Here is a 20,199-nt window from a genome sequence, read left to right on the forward strand (position 1 = left end):
CCGCATAGCATCTCGCGCCATCCGCCTTGCACCACGCGCTTGACGGCTTCCGCGCGCGACCGTATATGACGGCCCACCCACCCTCGCGCAGCTGCGCCGACGCATTGCGCACGTTGTCTGCTCCGCCCCTGAGGGAAAATCAATGGCCAAACGCATCGCGTGGTCCGCGCTCCTCGCGCTCGTCCTCGCCCCCGCCGCACTCCTCGCACAACAACGACGGCTCACCGGCGCCGTTCGTGTTGAAGGAACCGCGGAGCCTATTCCCGCCGCCATCATCTCCGTCCTCAACGGAACCGGCGCAACCCAGACCGACGAACAGGGTCGCTTCGCACTGGTGATTCCGAGCGGTGGGCAACGGCTTCGCGTCCGCGCCCTCGGCTATGGCGCGCGCGAGATTGCCGCACCGGCAGCGGATACGTTGACGATCTTCTTATCACGGGCGGCGCTCACGCTCGATCAGGTCGTCGTAACGGGACAGGCAACCGTGATCAGCAAGCGCAACGCAATCACGTCTACGTCGAACGTCGATTCCGCTGAGCTGAATCGCGTGCCCGCACCGGCAGTCGACATCGCGCTCGCCGGCAAGATCGCTGGTGCGAATATCCAAACGAACTCCGGCGCCCCTGGCGGCGGCGCGCAGATTCAGATTCGCGGTAGCAATACGGTAATTGGCGGGTCCGATCCGTTGATCGTCGTCGACGGCGTGATCTACAGCAACGCGTCGATTCCGTCGGGACTCTACACGGTGACGGGCAGCGGCGGCGCGAGCGGTACCGGCCCGACGCAGGACGACGTCGCGAACCGGTTGGCGGACCTCAACCCTAACGACATCGTCAGCATCGAGGTGTTGAAGAGCGCGGCGGCGTCGTCGATCTACGGATCGAAGGCGGCGAACGGCGTCGTCATCATCACGACCAATCGCGGCCAGGCGGGCAAGCCGAGAACGCACGTCACGCAGCGACTCGGTTGGTCGAATCTGCTTCGTGGACCGAGCGAGCGGCTCTTCGACACGACGAGCGCGTTTGCCGTCTACTCGAGCGCTGCCGACTCGGCGATCATCCGATCGCTCGAGGTCAACGGCAAGCTGCCCTACTACGATCACCTGAAAGAGCTCGCGGGTGGAAATGCGCCCGCGGCCGAGACGCAGCTCGACGTGAGCGGAGGCACGACGAACACGACGTACTACATCTCCGGCGACGTCAAGCGCGACGATGGCATCGTTCACGACACCTACGACCAGCGTCAAACGCTGCGCTTGAATCTGTCGCAGCACCTGAGCGATCGCTTCACGCTGTCCATGACCAGCGCGTACGCGCACAACGCGAACGACCGGGGCTTCATCAACAACGACAATACGGGCGCGGGGATGACGTACGCTCTCGCATACATCCCGAGCTTCGTGCCGTTGCTGGACGCGAGCGGGCGCTTTCGCCAGCCCGAGTTCACCTACCTCGGCTCGAACCCGCTGCAGACGGCCGCGTTCGGACGGAATCGTGAGGTGGTCAATCGCTTTACCGGTGGCGCGACGCTGAACGCCGATGCCTGGGCGAATGATAAGCAATCGCTAAAGTTCGTGGGCTCGGCGGGCGCCGATGTCTTCAGCCAGCGCGACGCGATCATCGCGCCGCCCGATCTGTTCTTCCAGGAGCGGCTCCAGAACCCAGGCGCGTCGACCCTGAGCAACGGCAACGCGCAATACGTGAATTGGAACATCAACGCAATCCATTCTTACACGCCCGGCTCTCTCCTGCGCACGACGACATCGGGCGGCGTGCAGTATGAGGACCGCCAGCTCCAGATCTCGCGCGTCACGGCGCGCGGCCTGTTGCCCGGGCAAACGAACATCACGCAAGGCTCCGTCTTCGGCGAGCAGCAAGAAAATCTCTCGACCGAGCGCACCGTCGCCCTCTACGGCCAGGAGCAGGTGATGGCCTTCGGAGAGCGCCTAACGATCGAGGCCGGTCTCCGCGCCGAGAAGAGCAGCGTCTTCGGCAACACGAACAAATTCTATGTGTTTCCGAAGACCGGCGCGTCGTATCGATTCCCGGACCTCCTCGGTCAGGGAAGCGAATTCAAGTTGCGCGCGGCGTACGGCGAGACTGGCAATCAGCCGCTCTTCGGGCAGAAGTTCACGACGCTCTCGACGAGCGTGATCGGCGGCAACGTCGGTACGAACGTCACCGGCATCTCCGGTGCGCCGGACGTCGCGCCGGAGCGCGTGAAGGAATTCGAGGGTGGATTCGACGCCGCGAGCTGGAACGGGCGCGCGACGCTCGAGGTCACCGCGTACAAGCGGCGCACGACGAATCTCTTGCTGAATCGTACGCCCGCGCCCTCGAGCGGTTTTACGCAGGTCATCCTGAATGGGGGACAACTGAGCAACGAAGGGATCGAGGCGGCGCTCGCCCTGCAAGTCGTCAGGCGGGGTGACTTCACCTGGTTGTATCGCACGACGTATAGCCACGACCACTCCAATGTCGACAACTTGCCGGTGCCGGGCTTCCGTCCGCCGACCGCAGGATTCGGCCTCGCGTACGGCGAGTTCTTCCTCCAACCTGGCCGGCCGATCGATCAGATCATCGGCCAGACCGGTGTCGATCAGAACGGCGATTTCATCGTCGGCTATCTGGGCCACGCGAGCCCCGCGTATCAGATGTCGTTCTCGAACGACTTCAGCTATCGGTTCGCGACGGTTTCCGTGCTCGTCGAGATGCAGAAAGGCGGCGTCGCGCAGAACCAGACCCTCTCCCTCTACGACTGCAATCAACTCGCGCCCGATCAGGCGACGCCCGAAGGCCAGGCGCGCGCCGATGCCTGCTTGAACACCGGCATCGCGACGCCGTTCGTGCAGTCGACCGATTTCGTGCGACTGCGTGAGGTGCGGCTCGGCTTCGCGTTGCCTCGCCGCTACACGCACTACTTCGGCTCGGACGACGTACAGGCGATCGTCTCCGGGCGCAATCTCTGGCTGCACACGAAGTACTTTGGTTACGATCCCGAATCGAGCAACTACGGCCAGCAGGCAATCACCCGCAACGTAGATCTCGGCCCCTATCCGCCCTCGCGGCAGTTTCTGTTCTCCTTGTCCGTGGGGTTCTGACGATGAGAATACTATCAACAGTCATCGGCGCGAGCTTCGTTGCGATCACGCTCGCTGCATGTGCCGGTTTCGACGTTACTAATCCGAATCAGCCGACGCTCGACGACCTGCTCGCGAATCCGACGCGCGCGAAGCTGACCGCCGCGGCGACGGGACTCTTCTCGCGCTCGCGTAGCGAGGTCACGAGCTTCATCTGGCGGCTCGGCTCGATGGGCCGCGAAGGCATCAACCTCGCCGGCAATAACCAACCTGATTATCAGGAGCCGTACTACGGACCACTCTCGCCAAGTGGTTTCGGCGGCGCCTTGTGGCAGAGTCGTTACGGACTGATTCGCGACGCGAACACGTACATCGAGGCATTGGGGAAGAGCGGCGACCTCTCGGCAGGCGAGAAGGCCACGTCCGAGGCGATGGCGGAGACGCTCAAGGCCCTCGCGTTCATGTATATCATCGAGACGCGCGCAAAGCTCGGCGCACCAGTCGACGTTGGGCGAGCGATCGATGCGACACCCGCGCCATTCGTCACCGAGGACAGCGTTTACGGCTATGCGCTCGGTTTGCTGAACGACGCGTCCGCAAAGCTCCAGGCCAACGCAGCGGCGGAATTCCCGTTTCCGCTGCCACCTGGGTTCTCCGGATTCGCCACGCCCTCGACCTTCCGACTCTTCGTGAACGCACTCATCGCGAAGGCGAATGTGTTGCGGGCGACGGCCGGGTGCGGCGCGCCCTGTTATACCCTGGCACTCACGGCGCTCAACGGGTCGTTCATCGACGCGACCGATCCGAGTCAGCTGGCGAACGGAGTCTACTTCGACTTCTCCAACGCGCCGAGCGATCAGGCGAACGACCTCTCGGAGCCGCTCGACGGCGTACGATACTTCGCTGACAGCCTGATCCTCTACACGAGAGCGCAGACGACCGCGGCCGGGATCGTCGACCAACGCCTGACGAGTAAAACGGCGCTGGCGACGGCCAGTTCGCCGCAATCGGTCGGCGGTGTCGATATCACGGGTACCCTCAAGTTCACGCGCTACTTCACCAATGGACAGTCGGACGCGGCGCACTCGATTCCGATCATCAGGAACGAGGAGCTGATCCTGTTGCGCGCCGAGGCGCGATATCTGACGGGGAATGCGGCGGGCGGGCTGAGCGACCTGAATTACGTGCGTGTGAATTCCGGCCGCCTGGCGCCCTATGGAGCGTTCGCCACCAACGCCGCCTTTATCGACGCGCTCCTGTACGAGCGTGAGTTCTCATTGCTGTGGGAGCAAGGCACGACCTGGATCGACGCGCGGCGATTCAATCTCCTAACGACGATTCCGGTCGGTGTGTCGCCGGGTGGCAATGTGCCGACGGTAATGCCGATTCCGTCAGCCGAGTGTGCAGCGCGCGGCAAGTCAGGTTCGTGCACACCGCTCACTGGGTGATGTTGGTTGTCGGTGGTTGGTGAGTCCGAATTCGCGAGCTACCAACCACCAATGACCAACCCCCACCTCATCCCTTCTTCGACTTTTTCTCCTTCACCCAGAACGCCACGCCGCCGTGCTGAGAGCAGGCGCCGCGGCGTTCTGCGGTTGTCCAATACTCGCCGTCGGTGCAGCGCGCGGTCACGTTACTCGGAGCCTTGCCAAACCACTTCGCAACACCGCCGTGGCTCGAGCAGGCGCCTTGCTGCGTCTCGGCCTTCGACCAGGTGTTGTCCCCGCAACGCGCCGTCGCCTTCTTCGGCATGCGCAGCTCGTTCTTCTCCTTGGCCGGCTTCGCGGCGCTCTGTTGCGCGCAAAGCGTTGCCGGTGCAGCCAACGCGGCGACGACGAGCAAGACTCGGATCGACTCGGTGAGGCGCATTGTTGTCTCCGGAGGGTTCACTCGTAAGGACCCAGGCATCGGTCTACCGGCCACGTAACAGCAATGGCGGTACTCGCGAGCAGGGGCACACGCCGCCATATTCCGCGTCTGCCTTCCACCCAGGAGAGCCGATGCGACGCCTCTCGTTCGCGCTGCTGCCGCTCCTTGCCGCCGCGACATTCGCTGGCGCACAAGAGAAACACTCGGACACCCTGCTCACGGTCGATCATTACCTCGATCTCGAGCAGGTCGGCGATCCGCAAATCTCACCCGACGGCAAACAGATCGTCTACGCCCGCCGTTACGTCAATAAGATCGACGACCGGTGGGACTCGGCGCTCTGGATCATGAACGCCGACGGGTCGCATAACCGCATGCTGGGCAAGGGCGCGAGCCCGATCTGGTCGCCGGACGGGACGCGGCTTGCCTTCCTCAAGGAAGGTGAACCGCGTGGTACCCAGCTTTTTGTGCGCTACATGGACGCCGAAGGCGCTTCGTCGCAGATCACCCACTTGGATGAGAGTCCGGCTGACGTTCGTTGGTCGCCCGATTCAAAGTGGCTCGGGTTTAGCATGTTCGTACCTTCGACGAAGACCTGGAAGATCGACATGCCCGAGGCGCCGAAAGGTTCGCACTGGACGGCGGCGCCACGATACGAGACGTCGCTGCATTTCAAGCAGGATCGCGTCGGGTTCATGGAAACCGGGCGGCGTCATCTCTTTGTCGTGCCGTCGGACGGCGGCTCGCCGCGACAGATCACGCGCGGCGAGTGGAGCGTCGGCAGCCGGTTCGACGCATTGGACGGCGGCGTGGGCTGGGACTGGACGCCGGACGCTCGCACGATCGTGTTCGACGGCTTCGCCGACAGCACGTCGGACACGAATTATCGCAGCTCGAACATCTATACCGTCGACGTCACCACCGGCGCGATGCGCCGCCTAACGGCTCAAGATGGCTCGTGGTCGGGGCCGGTTGTCTCGCCGGATGGCAGGAAGGTGGCCTACCGCGGCTACACGCAGGTGCGCGACAGCTACCACGCGTCGGAGCTGTATCTCATGAACGCCGATGGCTCGGGCGCGCGGAAGCTCACAGGCGATCTCGACCGCGATGTCGGCGACGTGACGTGGACGCCCGATGGCAGTGGGCTCTATGTCACCGCCGACGATCATGGCGCGTCGAACCTCTATTGGGTCGCGTCGTCAGGCGGAGCGAAGCCGGTGACGACCGGTGATCAGATGCTCACGAGCTTCCGTCTGGCCCGCGAGAAGACCGGTCTCGTGGGCGTCGCGACGCGATCGACGTACAGGCAGCCGAACGACGTCGTGCGACTCGCGCTGAGAGGCGGCGGCGCGACGGTCACGCAACTCACGCATGTGAACGAGGATCTGCTCGCTCGCATCAAGCTCGGCGACGTCGAGCGGATCACGTACGCGTCGGCGAGCGGTACGAAGGTCGACGGTTGGATCGTGAAGCCGCCGGGTTTCGATCCCGCGAAGAAGTATCCACTCATCATGGAGATTCACGGCGGCCCGCACGGCGCGTACAACGTTGGCTTCGGTTTTCAGTATCAGAATTTCGCCGCAAATGGATACGTAGTGCTGTACACGAACCCGCGTGGCTCGACCGGCTACGGCAGCGCCTTCGGCAACGCGATCATGCACCGCTACCCTGGCGTCGATTACGACGATCTCATGGCCGGCGTGGACAGCCTCGTTGGCCGAGGATATATCGACACGCAGAGCATGTATGTGGGCGGCTGCTCAGGCGGCGGCGTCCTCTCGAGCTGGGTAATTGGCCACACGAATCGCTTCGCGGCGGCGGCGGTGCGCTGTCCGGTGATCGATTGGCTGAGCTTCGCGGGTCAGACCGACGTGCCTCTCTTCACCTACAACTTCTTTGACAAACCCTTCTGGGAAGATCCGACGCCGTGGCTGAAGCAATCGTCGTTGATGTACGTGGGCAACGTGACGACGCCTACCGTTGTCATGACCGGTGAGCTGGATCGTCGTACGCCGATGCCGCAGAGTGAGGAGTTTTACGCGGCGCTCAAGATGCGCGGTGTGCCGACAGCTTTATTGCGCTTCGAAGGCGAGTTTCATGGTACGAGTTCCAAACCCTCCAACTTCCTGCGCACGCAGCTCTACATGATGAGTTGGTACAAGCAGTGGAAGCGAGCGCCGAGTGGGACGGTTGTGACCGCGGCAAGAGACCAGTGACGAGTGCCGAGTGGCGAGGTACGGAACCTCTCCACTCACCATTCAGCCCTTACGGAAATCTCACGATCTCGTTCGCCACTGGCATCGATAGCCGCATAACGGTTGGTGTCGCGGCCATCGTACAGGTCTCGCCGAGTGACTGACACTGGCCGATGACGTAGAGCGTCTCGAAGGCATATGGTATACCCTCCGAGCCTAACGGGGAGCTCCCGTCGCTCATATGAAAGTGCAGATGCGGCTCGGTCGAGTTGCCGCTGTTGCCGACGAGACCCAGCACCTGACCGCGCTTGACGTGATCGCCACGCTTCACTCGGATCGAGTGAGGCTGGAGATGGGCGTAGAACGCGTACCGTCCGCCCCCGATCTCGATGATGACATGATTCCCGCCGACCGTCTCGAGCGTGATCGGCACGGCACGTGAGTTCAGCCCCGGCACGTTCTCCGGGATGCTGTCCTTCACCTCGGTCACGATCCCGTCGGCGACGGCAAGGGCATTGTTCCCGTACGCGTAGTAGCTGCTGTTCTTGAGGGAGTCGCCGCTGTAGGTCTTGTTGTGCGAGTCGAGCTTCACCCAGTCGATCGCGAAGCGCTGCGCGATGTAGAACGCGCCATTGAGCGGAATCATCGCGCGCCGATGGCCGCTTTCCGCCGACGGGCCATTCGCCGCGAGCCAGCCGCTGCCCCTGAGCGGAGACGCGATGACGACGAGATCGTTGCTCACGGGTACCGCCGACGTCTCGAGAACGAACGGTCCCGCACTCCCCGTATCGGCAGTAGCCGTTAGGCGGTGGCGGATGGCCTTCGGGGGCGTTGCACTCACGGGCACCCACATGTAGACGACCGCGCGCAGCCCGGGCGCGACGTGCACGCGCTCGGCGGGTGGCATGCGCGTGCCGGGACGCGCCACCGACCGCAACAGCGCGCTGTCCGCGAGCGTGAAGAGCGGCGCGCTGCTGCTCGCGAGCGTCGGCTGACCGTTGCCGACGACGTCGGCGCCGAATACTTCGATCTTCTGCAGCGTGATCGGCTGATTGGTGAAGTTGGTGATGTGCAGCTCGTACGGTAGCACCGTCTGCCCGCCGCCGTGCATCACCGTCGGCGGCTTCGGGACCCGGACCTCGAGCGCCGGTGGAAAGGAGACCTGTTGGGCGCGAAGGGTCGGCGTCGTGATGACGACGACAGCGGCGGCAAGCAATCGACTCGTTCTCATTGTCCTCAGTATTTCAGGTAAGCACACCCGGCGTTCTGAGCTCGAACAATGGCGAAGATACCGTTAGGCATGAGCAGAGCGCCAGGGACCAGCCCCGTCCGGACGTCATTGCGCACTTGCTCCACGTCACGCTTGAATTTCTCGGCGAACCCCTGCGCCCAGTTCATCGCCGCACGGTTGCACACGAGTATCGTGAGGCCGTGCGGCAAGAGTGATTCGAGCTTCGAATCGACCTCGTAGCTCGGCGCGTTCGGCGCGGCGCGGAGCCAGGGATTGCGCTTCGCCGGCGCCTTCGTGATCGGATCATTGACCTTGCGGTCTTCGCCGATAGCGTAATGATCCCAGAGCTCGTCCTTGAACGCCATCGGCACGCCCAGCCTGCGCATGACGACCACAACGCGCGTCTGCGTGTCGGGTCCGTTGTAGACCTCGCGGAACGTGTTCATGATGTCGGCGGCGTAATCAAGCGCCGCGCCATCGTCGAGGTTCTGCGAGTCGAGCACCACCTTGTATGGCGCTGCGGTAATTCGCTCGACCCACGACATGTCCCACGGCGAAGGAGTCGACTCGGGCCGTCGTGACACGCTCGTCAACACCCTCGTCGGCGCGGCCGCCGCAAGAGCCATCACACCGAGCTGTTCGAGGAACTCTCGGCGGCGCGACCGATTCGCGTCATCCTGCATGGGGAATCTCCCGATCCGATGGTTGGCGCCAGGAAAATCACCGCTGCACCGGCACGCCGCTAGGCCGGTGACCCGGCCTTGGGAACGCAGGGTCGTTTCACTGAATTCGATTGTCAGCTGAGGATGGGGGCAGAGCTGATGCGTTCCCGATTCCGTCTCGCGTCAACATCGGCAGCCTGGTTCCTGGCGGTCTCCTGCGGTCGCACAACGTCCAGCGACAGCCACGACACCATCGCCGCCGCCTGTGACGAAGGCGTCGCAGACCCGAACTGCCACACGTTGCAGTTCGGCGGCGTGACACGCGCGTACTTGCTCCACGTGCCCGCGAACTTTCACGCGGGGACGAGCGGGCTTGTCGTCGCGCTGCACGGATCACAGGGCTCCGGCCTGCGACTCATGAGCACGAGCGGCTTGAACGCCGAGTCGGATGCGATGGGTTTCGCAGTCGCGTATCCGTTTTCGCTCGTATCGCCTGGCGCAGGATTCACCGAATGGAACGAGTTCTACAATCACTCATACGGCAGCAATCCGCCGGACGACGTCGGCTTCATTCGCCAGGTCATTCTCGACTTGCAGGCGCAGATCGGTCCCGACCCCAAGCGCATCTACGTGACGGGTCTCTCGAACGGCGGCATGATGGCGCACCGCGTCGGTGTCGAGCTGTCGTCGCTGGTCGCAGCAATCGGCGTCGTCGAAGGAACGCTCGTGTCTCCGGGTTCCGTGTCCAGCGTTCCGAGAGCCGCCGCTCCGGTCTCCGTGTTGATTCTCCACGGCGATTCGGACACCACCGTGCCCTGCTGCTCGGCACCGCCGGTCGCGTCGCAGGAGGAGACTTTCAACTACTGGTCCGGCCCATCAGCAAATTCGTGCGCGACCGTCGACACGACGCAGCCGATCTGCGACACGGAGGGGAATGCGGTAGCAATCGAAAAGCGCGCGACCGGTTGCAATGGCGGGAGTGAGGTGCAGTACTATCGTCTCGAAGGCGGGATCCATCTCTGGTACACGGCGCCGATGAATGTCTCCGGGCAGATGCCGTACAATCCCGATCTGAGCTCATCGACGGGCGTCACGACCGATGAGATTTTGTGGAAGTTCTTCGCGGCGCATCCCAAGCAATGAGCGTCGTAGTGGTTCGTATTTGGTGGTTGGTTGCGCGTGACCAAGCACCAACGACTAATCACGACCTAATCACCACGCACCAACGACACGATCAGCTATTTCTGGCCGAGATCCCTCACCCAGATATTCCGAAAACTGATCGGCGCGCTCGGATCGCCATGCGCCTGTAGCTTGATCGGTGCCGGACCGTGCTTCTTGTACGACGGCGTGCCGATGTAGAGTGTCTCGCCTTTCAGCTCGACGTGATTCTGAACGAGCACGCCATTCTGCAAGGCCGTCACGAACGCCGGCGTTGCCATGGAGCCGTCCTCGTGGAAGGTCGGCGCGGTCCAGATGATATCGTACGTCTGCCACTCGCCCGGCTTCCGCATCGAGTTCACGAGCGGCGGATATTGCTTGTAGATGGCCGCGGCCTGGCCATTCACGTAGGTCTTGTTGTTGTACGAATCGAGAACCTGGATCTCGTAGCCCGCGTCGCCAGGCCCGGTGGACGCGAGGAAGACACCGCTGTTGCCGCGCGCCTGGCCCTCGCCGGTGACCGCCTCGGGGATGCGCCACTCGAGATGAAGTTGATAGTTCGTGAAACTCCGCTTCGTCTCGATGTTGCCGGCGGACTTGTTCACCGTGAGAATGCCATCGGCAACCGGCCAGGCGGCGGGCCCGCGGTCCTTCACCGAGACCCATTGGTCGAGGTTTCGTCCGTCGAAGAGTATGATCGCGTCGGACGGCGGGGCGGCATCCGTTCGGCCCGGTGTGACGATCGGCGGAACGGGAGTCCATACTTCGGTGTCTTCGGGGCGGCCCTTCGACGCCTGCGCGAGCGCAGACGATACGCCGAGGCAACTCAATGCCAACGCGATGGTCGCACGGGGAAAGCGCATTTCTATCACACTCCTTCGCGGTGATTAGGATTCACGTAACGTCTTCGGCGCAACGCGCTGCCATGCGCCATGGACGAGCTCCTTCAGCATCGGTCGCCGGACGGCCGTGAGCCGCACGAGCACCCATGGATAATCGCGGTAATGGTCGGTGATGTAGAAGATCTTCGGATGCGATTGCATCAGGTGCGACCGCTCGAACTCATCGGTGCGGAGAACGATCGTCTCGCCGTCCTCCTTGAGCCTAACGAATAGCTTGCCTTTGACCTTGAGCGCCGCAGTGCCGTATGATGTGCCTTCCTCCACGCCCGGAAGCGCCAGCGCGATGGCGCGAACATCATCGTAGATCAACGCACCCGCGCCACTCACCGCTCGGCGCCGCTCTTCGCTCGCCCGAAAATTCGACGTCGAATCCGTTCGCCGAGACTTGGTGCATTCGGATCGATCACCTTGATCTCGATTGACCCAAGAAGCGTCGAGCCGATGATGCGAACGCGCGGCGCGTCCAACGACGTCGTGCTCGCGATCTCGCGGCGCACGTCGGCGCTGCCGAGGACTGCATCGACTTCGCTCTCGACCCGCAGGCCCGGCGGCACTTTGATCTCCACGTTCGCCATGATGCAGCGGATGTCGATCACCGAAGTCCCGGCGCCGAGAAGGGCGTGTGTGAGATCCAGCTCGACGTTTCCCCAGAATGTGAAAACACGAAAGAGCCGCGGGAGGATCCAATCGGCGTCGCGGCGCGTGTTCGAGAGTATTGCGACGGTGCCCCGGCGCTCCGGAACCTGATGCGCCTCGAGCGTCGGATGCAGTCGAGGCGGGACGACCGCTGGCGGAGAGGAGGTGGGGGAATTCATCGGTATGTGAGACGAAAGCACATCTCGCCGGGTTTCGCTAGAGTCGCCACGTGGTTTCAGAACATCGCGCTGCGCTGCTCGTCTATCGACTCACGAAGTCGTCGTTCTGGGTGGGCGTCGCGAACTTCGCGCAGTTCATCGGCGTCGTGATACTCGCGCCCTGGGTGGGCACGGCCGCGGATCGCATGGCCCTGGTTGGCCCACGTGCGGCGACGATCATGATGGCGCTACCAACGGCCGGCGCCGTCCTGCTCGCGTTCGAAGTAAAGCACTGCGCCGCCCGCGCTCATGCGCCGAGCTCACGGGCCAACCGCTGAAGGACCGCCTGGAGATCCGGGTTTTCCTGGAGGACCCCGACGCCAGGGTCAATCGTTAGGCTCTGCATCCGCGCGACGGCATTCTTGATCGTGAAGTTCCTGGGATCGAGTGCCTCCTCGACTTCTTCCCAACGTAAGGGCATCGACACCGTTGCGCCGGGCAAGGGCCGTACGCTGAACGGCGCGACGATCGTCTGGCCGTGACGATTCTGTAAGTAATCCAGATACACCTTGTCGCCGCGTCTGGTGACATGCCGGACGATCGTGCCGATGTCGCCGAGCTCGCGCAGAACGCAGCGGGCGAGCAGCTCGCCAAGCGTTCGCGACTGCGCGTACGTGCACTGCCTGCCTAACGGGAGAAGGATGTGGAGGCCGGTCTTCCCCGTCGTCTTCACGTAGTTCGGCAGCTCGATCATTTCGCACAGCCGGTGAAGTACCTGCGCCGTGCGAATGACGTCGCCGAAGGGCGCTTCCTTGGGATCGAGATCGATGACGCACCAGTCGGGAAGCTCGAGCGAGCCGACGCGACTCGCCCAGATGTGAAGCGGGATCGAACCGAGGTTGGCGATGTATTGGAGTGAGTCCTCGTCGTCGCACACGAAGTAGCGGATCTCGCGCTGCGTGTCCTCGCTCCAGATGTGGATCGTGCGGATCCATTCGGGGGCAAACTCGGGCGCGTCCTTCTGATAGAACGATTTGCCATCGATGCCGTCGGGATAGCGCGTCATCACGAGCGGGCGGTTGCGCAGATAGGGCAGCATCCATGGCGCGATCGACTTGTAGTACTCGATCAGATCGCCCTTGGTGTATCGCTCGTTAGGCCAATAGACTTTCTTCAGGTTCGAGAAATTGATGGTCTTGCGGACAGGGGCCAGGGGCTTGGGGCTGGGGGCAAGGCTGTCATCCCGAGCGGAGCGAGGGACCTGCTTTTCGCCGGGCTCGTCCAAGGCAGATCCCTCGCTTTCCGCCGGATGACGTTGGTCGCCTGCCTCGGAATGACCTTGTCGCACGCAGTCCCGCGGCGGCTTGTCAGTCCTGAGGCGCTCGAAGGTCGAGTGACGCAGCAAGCCATCCGGAGTCCATTCGCGGAAGCGCACCTCGACCACCGTCACCGGCTCGACCCACGTCGTCGTCTTGGCGTCCGGCACGTCCTGCGTGACGCCGCCGCCGACGAGCGGACCGGTGCACGGCGGCGTGTCGCGCACGAGTGCCGCGAGCTCGCTATCGAGCTTTGTGAGCATATTCTCATCGAAGCCCGTCCCCACGCGACCGGCGTAGACAAGGGCATCGCCGACGTAATCGGCGAGTTGGAGCGCGCCGAGGTGACTCCGGCCGCCTTTCGGGGCGGTGAAGCCAACGACGACGAAGTCGCTCGTCGGTTCTCGCTTGATCTTGATCCACTTCTCGGTCCGACCAGCGCGATACGGCGCGTCGGCCTTCTTGGCGATGACGCCCTCGAGCCCGAGCTTGGCCACCTGGTCGAGAAACGCCTCGCCCTCACGCTCGATGTGATCGAGCATTCGGACGGGGCCCAACTTCGGGAGCGCTTCCTTGAGAAACTCCTTGCGCCTAACGAGTGGCAACGATCGCAGATCGAACCCGTCCAACGCAAGCAGATCGAATGCGTAATACGTCGCGGGCAGCTCGACGGCCGCGCGCTTGACGTCGATCGGCGACGTGAGGCGACCACGCTGCTGCAGTCGCGAGAAGCGCGGGATGCCCTGCTCGTCCAGCACCACGACCTCGCCGTCGACGACGATGTCGTCGACCGGGAGCGCCTTGATTGCGCGCGCCACTTCCGGGAACACGTCGGTGTAATCGTTGCCGTTGCGCGTGAGGAGGCGCGCTTCACCACGCTGCTTGCCGGCAATCAGACGATAGCCGTCGAGCTTCAGCTCGAATATCCATCCATCGCGGGTGAACGCCGCGTTCTGCGCTTCGGCGAGCATCGGCTTCACCGTGGCGGCGTCGACGTGTTGCCTAACGGCGCCCGCCGCGTCGACGGCGGTCCGGAGACGCGTCGCCGGCGTGATCCCGGCCTTCACCTCGTCGACGGTGAGGCCCGACAGTACGGATTCCTCGGGAAACTGATCGCCGGGGCTCTTGACCCAGGCGTCGCGCTCCTTGATGAGGAGCCAATCGCGCTCGCTCTTCTTGATCTTCACGAGCGTCCATTTCCCGTGCAGTTTGTAGCCCTTGAGCTCGAAGAGGAGCTTGCCCTTCTCCAAGCCTTCGCGCCAATCCTCGAGTGGCACCCATTCGCCGCGGTCCCACACGATCACGCCGCCAGCACCGTAATTCCCCTTCGGTATGATGCCTTCGAAGTCGCCGTACTCGAGTGGGTGATCCTCCACCTTCACGGCGAGTCGCTTGTCGTTCATGTCATATGACGGCCCTTTCGGCACGGCCCACGATCGCAGGACGCCTTCCATCTCGAGGCGGAGATCGAAGTGCAACTGGCGCGCGGCGTGTTTGTGCACCACGAATAGTCGGCCGATGGCGGGCGACACGTCCCCACCGAACGGCTCGGTCGTGCGATCCGGCGAGCGCTTCGCTCGATAGGTGCTGAGACTATCGGCGGACTCGGCCGGTGCGTCGGGCGCATCGGAGTCACTTCGATCCGTCATGTTCGTCCAGTGAGGTGCCGGGTGCTAGATGCGAGCACAGGCTGGCATCACAAATGTGATTCTCGCGTGATTGAAGTGGAAAACATGATCGACGGCTTGTACCTTCGAGAACGTACCCCATAACCCGACTGCTCATGCCTGCGCGCTCGATCGCTTCGGCCACGATCTCCTTCGGGCTCGTCTCCGTTCCGGTCAATCTCTACTCGTCCGCGGAATCGAAGACAAGCGTCTCGTTCAACATGCTGCACAAGAAGTGCAACACCCGCCTCAAGCAGCAGTACATCTGTCAGAAGGACAGCGAGATCGTCGGTCGAGAGGATACCGTCAAGGGTTACGAATTCGCTAAAGATCAGTATGTCGTCTTCACCCCCGAGGAGCTCAAGGCGCTCGAGGAGAAGGCGACGGGGATGATCGAGGTCGTCGAGTTCGTACCACTCGCCAAGGTCCAGCGCGAGTATCTCGAGAAGGTGTACTATCTCGGGCCGGAAAAGGGTGGCGATCGCGCCTATCGCCTCTTGTGCAAGGCCCTCGAGGAGACAGGCCGCGCCGCGCTCGGCCAGTACTCGGCGCGCGGACAGCAGTATCTGATTCTGCTTCGACCGTATAACAACTGCCTCGTGATGGAGCAGCTGCATTACGCGGACGAGGTGCGCGCAACGGCGGAAGTGCCGATTCCGACGGGCGACATCAAGCCGGCGGAGCTCGCGCTCGCGAAGCAGCTCATCGATCAGACGGCAAACGACAACTTCGAGCCGCAGAAGTACAAGGACACGGTGCGCGAGCGCGTGCTCGAGACGATTCAGCGTAAGGTCGATGGCCAGGACATCACGTCGTCCGACGTCGCGCCGGATTCCGGCGGCAAGATCGTCGACCTCATGGAAGCGCTCAAGGCCAGCCTCGCGCGATCGGAGGGGGGGGAGGAAGCGCCGGCGCGCAAGGTGTCGTGAGGCTCCTCGCCGGCACCAGCGGGTACGCGTTCAAGGAGTGGAAGGGCGTCTTCTATCCGCCCGAAATCGGCGATGATGCGTGGTTACGCTATTACGCCGGCCAATTCCCGACGGTCGAGATCAATAACACCTTCTACCGGCTGCCCAGGCAGCCGGTGCTCCAGGAGTGGGCGGCGCAGGTCCCGGAGCAGTTCACGTTCTCGATCAAGGCCAGCATGCGCATTACGCATCATGCGAGGCTCAAGCCGGAGTGCGCATCGGCGCTCGACTTCTTGTTGCACAACACGTCGGTACTGGGCGACCGTCTCGGGCCGATTCTCTTTCAGTTGCCGCCGAACATGGAGAAGGATCTTCAGCGGCTGCGTGGTTTTCTCGGGTTGCTGCCGCCGAATCGTCGCTTCACGATCGAGTTCCGTCACGAGAGCTGGTTCGACAACGAGGTCTACGCGGCGCTGCGCGAGCACGACGTCGCCATGTGTCTCAACGAGCAAGAGGACTTCGCGTGCCCGATCCACGCGACCGCATCGTGGGGCTACGTGCGTTTGCATCGATTGGATTACGACGCTGCGACGTTAGGCAGGTGGGCGTCATGCATCGGCGGACAGGGCTGGAGCGATGCGTACGTGTATTTCAAACACGACGAGGGCGTGGGCTCGGGCCCGCCCGCGGTCGGCGCGTTCCTGCAGGCGAGCGCTGCAGTTTAGCGCTCGCGCCAGGCTCGCAGGACCGGGGCCGCTCCGGACACTATGACAACCGAACACGAGCCGGGCCTGCATCCTAACGACCTTCGATCCAGGCGCGCGTCGCGGCACCAACCTCCGCGAGAACCTCGGCGTCGGTTCGTCCTGACGACTTGAGGACGTGAAACGAATGATCCGCGCCCTCGAGCCAGTGCATTCGGAAATTCGATCCGAGCCGCGGGAGCACTGCCTCCATGAGATCGCGACGGCACAAAGGATCGCGCGTTCCATTGAAGCAGATTGCCGGCATCGTTATGCTCGGCAAATGCGCATCGCGGAGTCGGTCTGGCTTGCCCGCGGGATGCAGTGGATACGCGAGTAGCAGCAGCGCGTCGCACTGGATCTTGTCGGCAGCGAGCATCGATGCGGCGCGGCCGCCCATCGAACGGCCGCCGATGATCAAACGGCCCTTGTGCTCCACCTCGGACATCACCGCTTCGATGCAGGCCCGCAGGACCGGCATCGGATCCGGCCGGCCACTCTTCTTCTCGGAATACGGGAAGTTGAATCGCACCACATCCAGTCCACGTCCGCGAAACTCCTTCGCCACGGCTTGAATGCCGCGATCGTGCATGTTGCCGCCAGCGCCGTGTGCGCACACGAAGGTGCCGACAGCGTCGCCCGAGGTCGCCGACTCGTGGAGCACCGAGACTTCGACCTCATCCTCGATCCGTACCTTCCAACTCTTGTTCATTGCACGAGCAATCCCATCTCGTCGAGAAAGCGGTGACCACCGGTGCGCTGTCCGCCACGGCGCTCGGCGCGCGTCAACACCAGCCGGTCGCGGGCGCGCGTCATGCCGACGTATAGCAGACGTCGCGCTTCTTCTATCTCCTTCTGCGTCGCCGGATGAAGCCGAGTGCCGCCGGGCAGCTGACCGTCTTCGACGCCGAGGATGTACACACGCGAGAATTCGAGTCCTTTGGTCGAATGCAGAGTCAGCAAGTTCACACGTTCGCGCGCCGGCACAACGCCATCCTTGCTCGATAGCGCCACACGTTCGAGTAGCTCGTCGATCTGGTCGCCTAAAGATTCAGTGGTGCACGCTTGCATCAATCGGCGAAGTCGCCCCATCGCCACCGGATATCGCTCGGACGCCTTCCGCTCGGCCCGAACGCGCCGCATCGCCTCTTCCCCGCCCAGCAGCTGGATGAGAACGCGAGCGGTGGGCAGCGTTGGGTCGCCGGCGAGCTCGCGCTCCGCACGATAGAACTCGAGGCAGTCGCTGTAGCGGCCGAGGGAGAAAGGCCGGCAGAGACGGCGCAGCAGCTGACCCTCGTCATCGAGGTCGCCGTTCCAGAGCGCGAGCGCGACGCCGAGATAATCGAGGACGTGGACGAGGGACGTCTTCCGCGCCCGGACGATCTTGGATTCGCCCAGTGCGAGAAAGACATGACCGAGTGTGCGCGCGTCGTCGAGCGCGCGGTGCGAGATGCCGGGATCGATGCCGAAGCGCGCCGCAAGATCGGAAAGCTTCGCGCTGCCGGAATGCAGCTCGCGCGCGAGGGGTAGTGTATCATACGTGCAGTGTTCCGCGCCCGTGAGCCGGCGCAGCAGCGGGAAGTCGAACTGGTACCCATTGTGCGCGACGAGCACGTCGGACCCACAGAATTCCGCGACCCGCGGCCAGACTTCTTCCAGGTACGGTGCGTGGGCAACGTCGCGCTCCGTGATCTGGTGCGCACGCGCCGCGCCCGGCGTGATTGGACACCGCGGCCTAACGAGCATCGAGAGCTCGTCGCGAATCACCCCGTCGCGGACGCGCACGGCCGCGATCTCGACGATCTCCGCGCTGGCAACGTTGGTGTCGGTCGTCTCGAGATCGATCGCGGTGAAGTCGCGGAATTCGTTCCGGAAACTCCCCATGCGAAGGAGCTGTGCCGCTTTGAATAGCGCGACGGGGCTTGTCGTCTCGAGCGAAGGATGACAAGGGGAGTCGTTGCCCTCCCCGGGATGACAAACCGCCACGCCCACCTCGGCGAGCATGCCCTTGAGAGCGATCTCGGCGCCGCCGAGACGGGGGAGCACGATCGGGGTCCGCGTGCGCACGGCGCGACCGAGGTGGTCCGCCAGCTCTACCACCGCTGGATCGCCCGCCGGATCCGTGAGCGCATCATGATGCTCCTCGAGCGTCGTGCGATAGACCCCGACGCGCTGCGAGAGGATCTCCTCGACGAGTGAGCCGACCGCCGCATGCCGTCTGCCTAACGCAGCGAGGTTGCGCAGCGTGTAGAGCGCACGCTTGATCTTTTTCGCGTCGCCGTGCTCGCGCGGCAACGCGTTGGCGGCCAGCTGTAGTTGAGCGACGAGCGAACGCGTCGTTCCCGCTTTCGCCCGCGCATCGTCGACCAGTGGCCCAGGCAGGACGACTTCGAGAAAGCCGTCGTCCTGCAGGTCATCGCGATGCGCGATGACCCGGAGCGCGGCAACGACATACTCGCACACCGGGTCCTCGCCGAGCGCACGCCCCTGAGCGAGCCGGCAGGGCAATCCAGCGCTGAGCAAACCCGCCTCGGCGAGATCGCCGATCTGGTGCTTGCGGTACAGTAGCGCGTAGTCGCCCCAGGAGAGCCCGTGGCGCGTGCGGTCGCGACGCAAATCTTCGATAACCCATGCGATCTCGCTGTCCTCATCGGGGAACGTGCGCGCCATGACATCGAAGGGAGAATCGCGATCGACGGCGAGCTCCTTCCGGCCGAGGAGCGGCGCGTTGATCTCGATGAGCCGATGCGCGCGATTGACGATCGTGCGCGGGCACCGGCGATTCTCGCGCAGCTGGACGTGACGACGGAGTGAGAAGTCGTTCATGAAAGTCAGAAACACTCGTGGGTCCGCTCCCGCCCACGAGTAGATCGACTGATCGTCGTCGCCCACGGCGAAGACGTGCCGGTGCGCGCGGCCGATATCGCGAATCACCGAGTACTGAACAGGATTGAGGTCCTGAAACTCGTCGACGAGAATGCAGTCCCAGCGGGCGGCAATGCGCGTCACCACGTTGGCATCGCCGAGAAGCTCGGCCGTCCTGAGCACGAGCTGGTCGAAATCGACGAGATTGCGATCGTCGAGAAACCGTTGATAGCGATCGAAGATGTCGCCGTCGCGCGAGTACTCGAAGGATGCGCTGCAGAAACGGTGCGTCGCAAACCGCGTGAGGAGCCGGCCGTGCCAGCGGTTTGGAACGCCAAGCCGGCGCAACACGGCGCGCTGCTGGCGATCGTCGACGATCCCGAAGCCGCGCTCGAGTCCGACTCGATCGCCAAATTCGCGCAGCAGCTCGGCGCAGAAGGCGTGAATGGTACCGGTCTTGACCGTCGCGGCGGAGTTCCCTAACGAGCGAGCGAGTCGCTCGGCGATCTCACCCGCGGCCTTGTTGGTAAAGGTGAAGGCGCAGAGTCGCTCGGGCCGAAGCGCGAGCGTCCCGATGAGGTAACGAATGCGCTCGATGAGACAGAAGGTCTTCCCGGCGCCTGGTCCGGCGAGGACGAGGAGTGGCTCGCGTCCGGCCTCGATCGCCTCACGCTGTGACGGCGACGGCACCAGCGTGGGTGCTAGGAACAGCGGTACCGTCGATTCGCCGATCAGATGTGTGGTCACGACGTCGTCAGGACGTTGTCATCGTGCCGTAAGGTGCCCCGGTCCATAGTCAGCGTGATC

General features: G+C 63.5%; 16 protein-coding genes. 7 read left to right on the plus strand and 9 right to left on the minus strand.

All coding sequences use genetic code 11. The annotated features are described in order from the left end of the window. The first annotated feature begins 142 nt into the window (after positions 1-142). Together VGH98_22150 and VGH98_22155 are read left to right on the plus strand one after the other, a co-directional pair. Complete coding sequence (locus VGH98_22150) at positions 143-3,100, plus strand: SusC/RagA family TonB-linked outer membrane protein (protein HEY2378700.1); 2,958 nt, start codon at positions 143-145, stop codon at positions 3,098-3,100. A gap of 2 nt (positions 3,101-3,102) precedes the next feature. Further along, the gene (locus tag VGH98_22155) at positions 3,103-4,527 is read left to right on the plus strand and encodes a RagB/SusD family nutrient uptake outer membrane protein (GenBank protein HEY2378701.1); all 1,425 of its coding nucleotides are present in this window, start codon (positions 3,103-3,105) and stop codon (positions 4,525-4,527) included. Between the two features lie 67 nt (positions 4,528-4,594). Here the strand turns inward: VGH98_22155 and VGH98_22160 are convergent, their stop codons facing one another. Next, a complete protein-coding gene (locus VGH98_22160; GenBank protein HEY2378702.1) occupies positions 4,595-4,948 on the minus strand; it encodes a DUF3761 domain-containing protein in 354 nt (117 codons plus the stop codon). A 131-nt stretch (positions 4,949-5,079) separates the two neighbouring features. On the opposite strand from VGH98_22160, the gene VGH98_22165 reads away from it, so the two are divergent. Beyond that, positions 5,080-7,164, plus strand: coding sequence for a S9 family peptidase (locus VGH98_22165; protein HEY2378703.1), 2,085 nt, complete (start codon positions 5,080-5,082; stop codon positions 7,162-7,164). Positions 7,165-7,213: 49 nt separating this feature from the next. On the opposite strand, the gene VGH98_22170 is transcribed toward VGH98_22165, so the two are convergent. Both VGH98_22170 and VGH98_22175 read right to left on the minus strand, forming a co-directional pair. After that, positions 7,214-8,374 carry a M23 family metallopeptidase gene (locus tag VGH98_22170; GenBank protein HEY2378704.1) on the minus strand — a complete coding sequence of 387 codons (1,161 nt, stop codon included), beginning with the start codon at positions 8,372-8,374 and terminating at the stop codon, positions 7,214-7,216. A gap of 5 nt (positions 8,375-8,379) precedes the next feature. Further along, complete coding sequence (locus VGH98_22175) at positions 8,380-9,057, minus strand: hypothetical protein (GenBank protein ID HEY2378705.1); 678 nt, start codon at positions 9,055-9,057, stop codon at positions 8,380-8,382. A gap of 138 nt (positions 9,058-9,195) precedes the next feature. On the opposite strand from VGH98_22175, the gene VGH98_22180 reads away from it, so the two are divergent. Further along, positions 9,196-10,179 carry a PHB depolymerase family esterase gene (locus tag VGH98_22180; GenBank protein ID HEY2378706.1) on the plus strand — a complete coding sequence of 328 codons (984 nt, stop codon included), beginning with the start codon at positions 9,196-9,198 and terminating at the stop codon, positions 10,177-10,179. A gap of 95 nt (positions 10,180-10,274) precedes the next feature. Here the strand turns inward: VGH98_22180 and VGH98_22185 are convergent, their stop codons facing one another. From VGH98_22185 to VGH98_22195, 3 genes are read right to left on the minus strand one after another with little or no spacing between them, the layout of a single operon-like run. Further along, positions 10,275-11,060, minus strand: a complete 786-nt coding sequence (locus VGH98_22185) for a DUF1080 domain-containing protein (GenBank protein ID HEY2378707.1) — start codon at positions 11,058-11,060, stop codon at positions 10,275-10,277. Between the two features lie 24 nt (positions 11,061-11,084). Beyond that, complete coding sequence (locus VGH98_22190; GenBank protein HEY2378708.1) at positions 11,085-11,426, minus strand: MmcQ/YjbR family DNA-binding protein; 342 nt, start codon at positions 11,424-11,426, stop codon at positions 11,085-11,087. Next, on the minus strand, positions 11,423-11,914 hold the full coding sequence (locus VGH98_22195) for a LiaF domain-containing protein (protein ID HEY2378709.1): 492 nt from the start codon (positions 11,912-11,914) through the stop codon (positions 11,423-11,425). The genes VGH98_22190 and VGH98_22195 overlap by 4 nt, the downstream gene beginning before the upstream one ends. Positions 11,915-11,964: 50 nt before the next feature. Between VGH98_22195 and VGH98_22200 the strand changes: the two genes are divergently transcribed. Next, positions 11,965-12,231 carry a hypothetical protein gene (locus VGH98_22200; protein HEY2378710.1) on the plus strand — a complete coding sequence of 89 codons (267 nt, stop codon included), beginning with the start codon at positions 11,965-11,967 and terminating at the stop codon, positions 12,229-12,231. Here VGH98_22200 and ligD read toward each other — a convergent pair. Continuing rightward, entirely contained in the window at positions 12,201-14,858 is a 2,658-nt protein-coding gene (gene ligD, locus VGH98_22205) for a DNA ligase D (protein ID HEY2378711.1), read from the minus strand. The genes VGH98_22200 and ligD overlap by 31 nt on opposite strands. A 134-nt stretch (positions 14,859-14,992) precedes the next feature. Between ligD and VGH98_22210 the strand changes: the two genes are divergently transcribed. Together VGH98_22210 and VGH98_22215 are read left to right on the plus strand one after the other, a co-directional pair. Next, a complete protein-coding gene (locus VGH98_22210; protein HEY2378712.1) occupies positions 14,993-15,805 on the plus strand; it encodes a Ku protein in 813 nt (270 codons plus the stop codon). Further along, entirely contained in the window at positions 15,802-16,509 is a 708-nt protein-coding gene (locus tag VGH98_22215; GenBank protein ID HEY2378713.1) for a DUF72 domain-containing protein, read from the plus strand. The genes VGH98_22210 and VGH98_22215 overlap by 4 nt, the downstream gene beginning before the upstream one ends. A 73-nt stretch (positions 16,510-16,582) precedes the next feature. On the opposite strand, the gene VGH98_22220 is transcribed toward VGH98_22215, so the two are convergent. Further along, positions 16,583-17,239 carry an alpha/beta family hydrolase gene (locus VGH98_22220; protein ID HEY2378714.1) on the minus strand — a complete coding sequence of 219 codons (657 nt, stop codon included), beginning with the start codon at positions 17,237-17,239 and terminating at the stop codon, positions 16,583-16,585. Next, entirely contained in the window at positions 17,236-20,139 is a 2,904-nt protein-coding gene (locus tag VGH98_22225; protein HEY2378715.1) for a UvrD-helicase domain-containing protein, read from the minus strand. Before VGH98_22225 ends, VGH98_22220 begins: the two co-directional genes overlap by 4 nt. Positions 20,140-20,199: the final 60 nt, after the last annotated feature.

This window comes from Gemmatimonadaceae bacterium, assembly GCA_036496605.1.
Classification (GTDB): domain Bacteria; phylum Gemmatimonadota; class Gemmatimonadetes; order Gemmatimonadales; family Gemmatimonadaceae; genus AG2.

What these genes read in the sequence shown, in the direction of transcription:
- VGH98_22155 (HEY2378701.1), top strand. Translation starts at nt 3,103, where the DNA reads ATGAGAATACTATCAACAGTCATCGGCGCGAGCTTCGTTGCGATCACG.
- VGH98_22175 (HEY2378705.1), bottom strand. Translation starts at nt 9,057, where the DNA reads ATGCAGGATGACGCGAATCGGTCGCGCCGCCGAGAGTTCCTCGAACAG.
- VGH98_22160 (HEY2378702.1), bottom strand. Translation starts at nt 4,948, where the DNA reads ATGCGCCTCACCGAGTCGATCCGAGTCTTGCTCGTCGTCGCCGCGTTG.
- ligD (HEY2378711.1), bottom strand. Translation starts at nt 14,858, where the DNA reads ATGACGGATCGAAGTGACTCCGATGCGCCCGACGCACCGGCCGAGTCC.
- VGH98_22195 (HEY2378709.1), bottom strand. Translation starts at nt 11,914, where the DNA reads ATGAATTCCCCCACCTCCTCTCCGCCAGCGGTCGTCCCGCCTCGACTG.
- VGH98_22180 (HEY2378706.1), top strand. Translation starts at nt 9,196, where the DNA reads ATGCGTTCCCGATTCCGTCTCGCGTCAACATCGGCAGCCTGGTTCCTG.
- VGH98_22165 (HEY2378703.1), top strand. Translation starts at nt 5,080, where the DNA reads ATGCGACGCCTCTCGTTCGCGCTGCTGCCGCTCCTTGCCGCCGCGACA.
- VGH98_22185 (HEY2378707.1), bottom strand. Translation starts at nt 11,060, where the DNA reads ATGCGCTTTCCCCGTGCGACCATCGCGTTGGCATTGAGTTGCCTCGGC.
- VGH98_22170 (HEY2378704.1), bottom strand. Translation starts at nt 8,374, where the DNA reads ATGAGAACGAGTCGATTGCTTGCCGCCGCTGTCGTCGTCATCACGACG.
- VGH98_22220 (HEY2378714.1), bottom strand. Translation starts at nt 17,239, where the DNA reads ATGAACAAGAGTTGGAAGGTACGGATCGAGGATGAGGTCGAAGTCTCG.
- VGH98_22210 (HEY2378712.1), top strand. Translation starts at nt 14,993, where the DNA reads ATGCCTGCGCGCTCGATCGCTTCGGCCACGATCTCCTTCGGGCTCGTC.
- VGH98_22150 (HEY2378700.1), top strand. Translation starts at nt 143, where the DNA reads ATGGCCAAACGCATCGCGTGGTCCGCGCTCCTCGCGCTCGTCCTCGCC.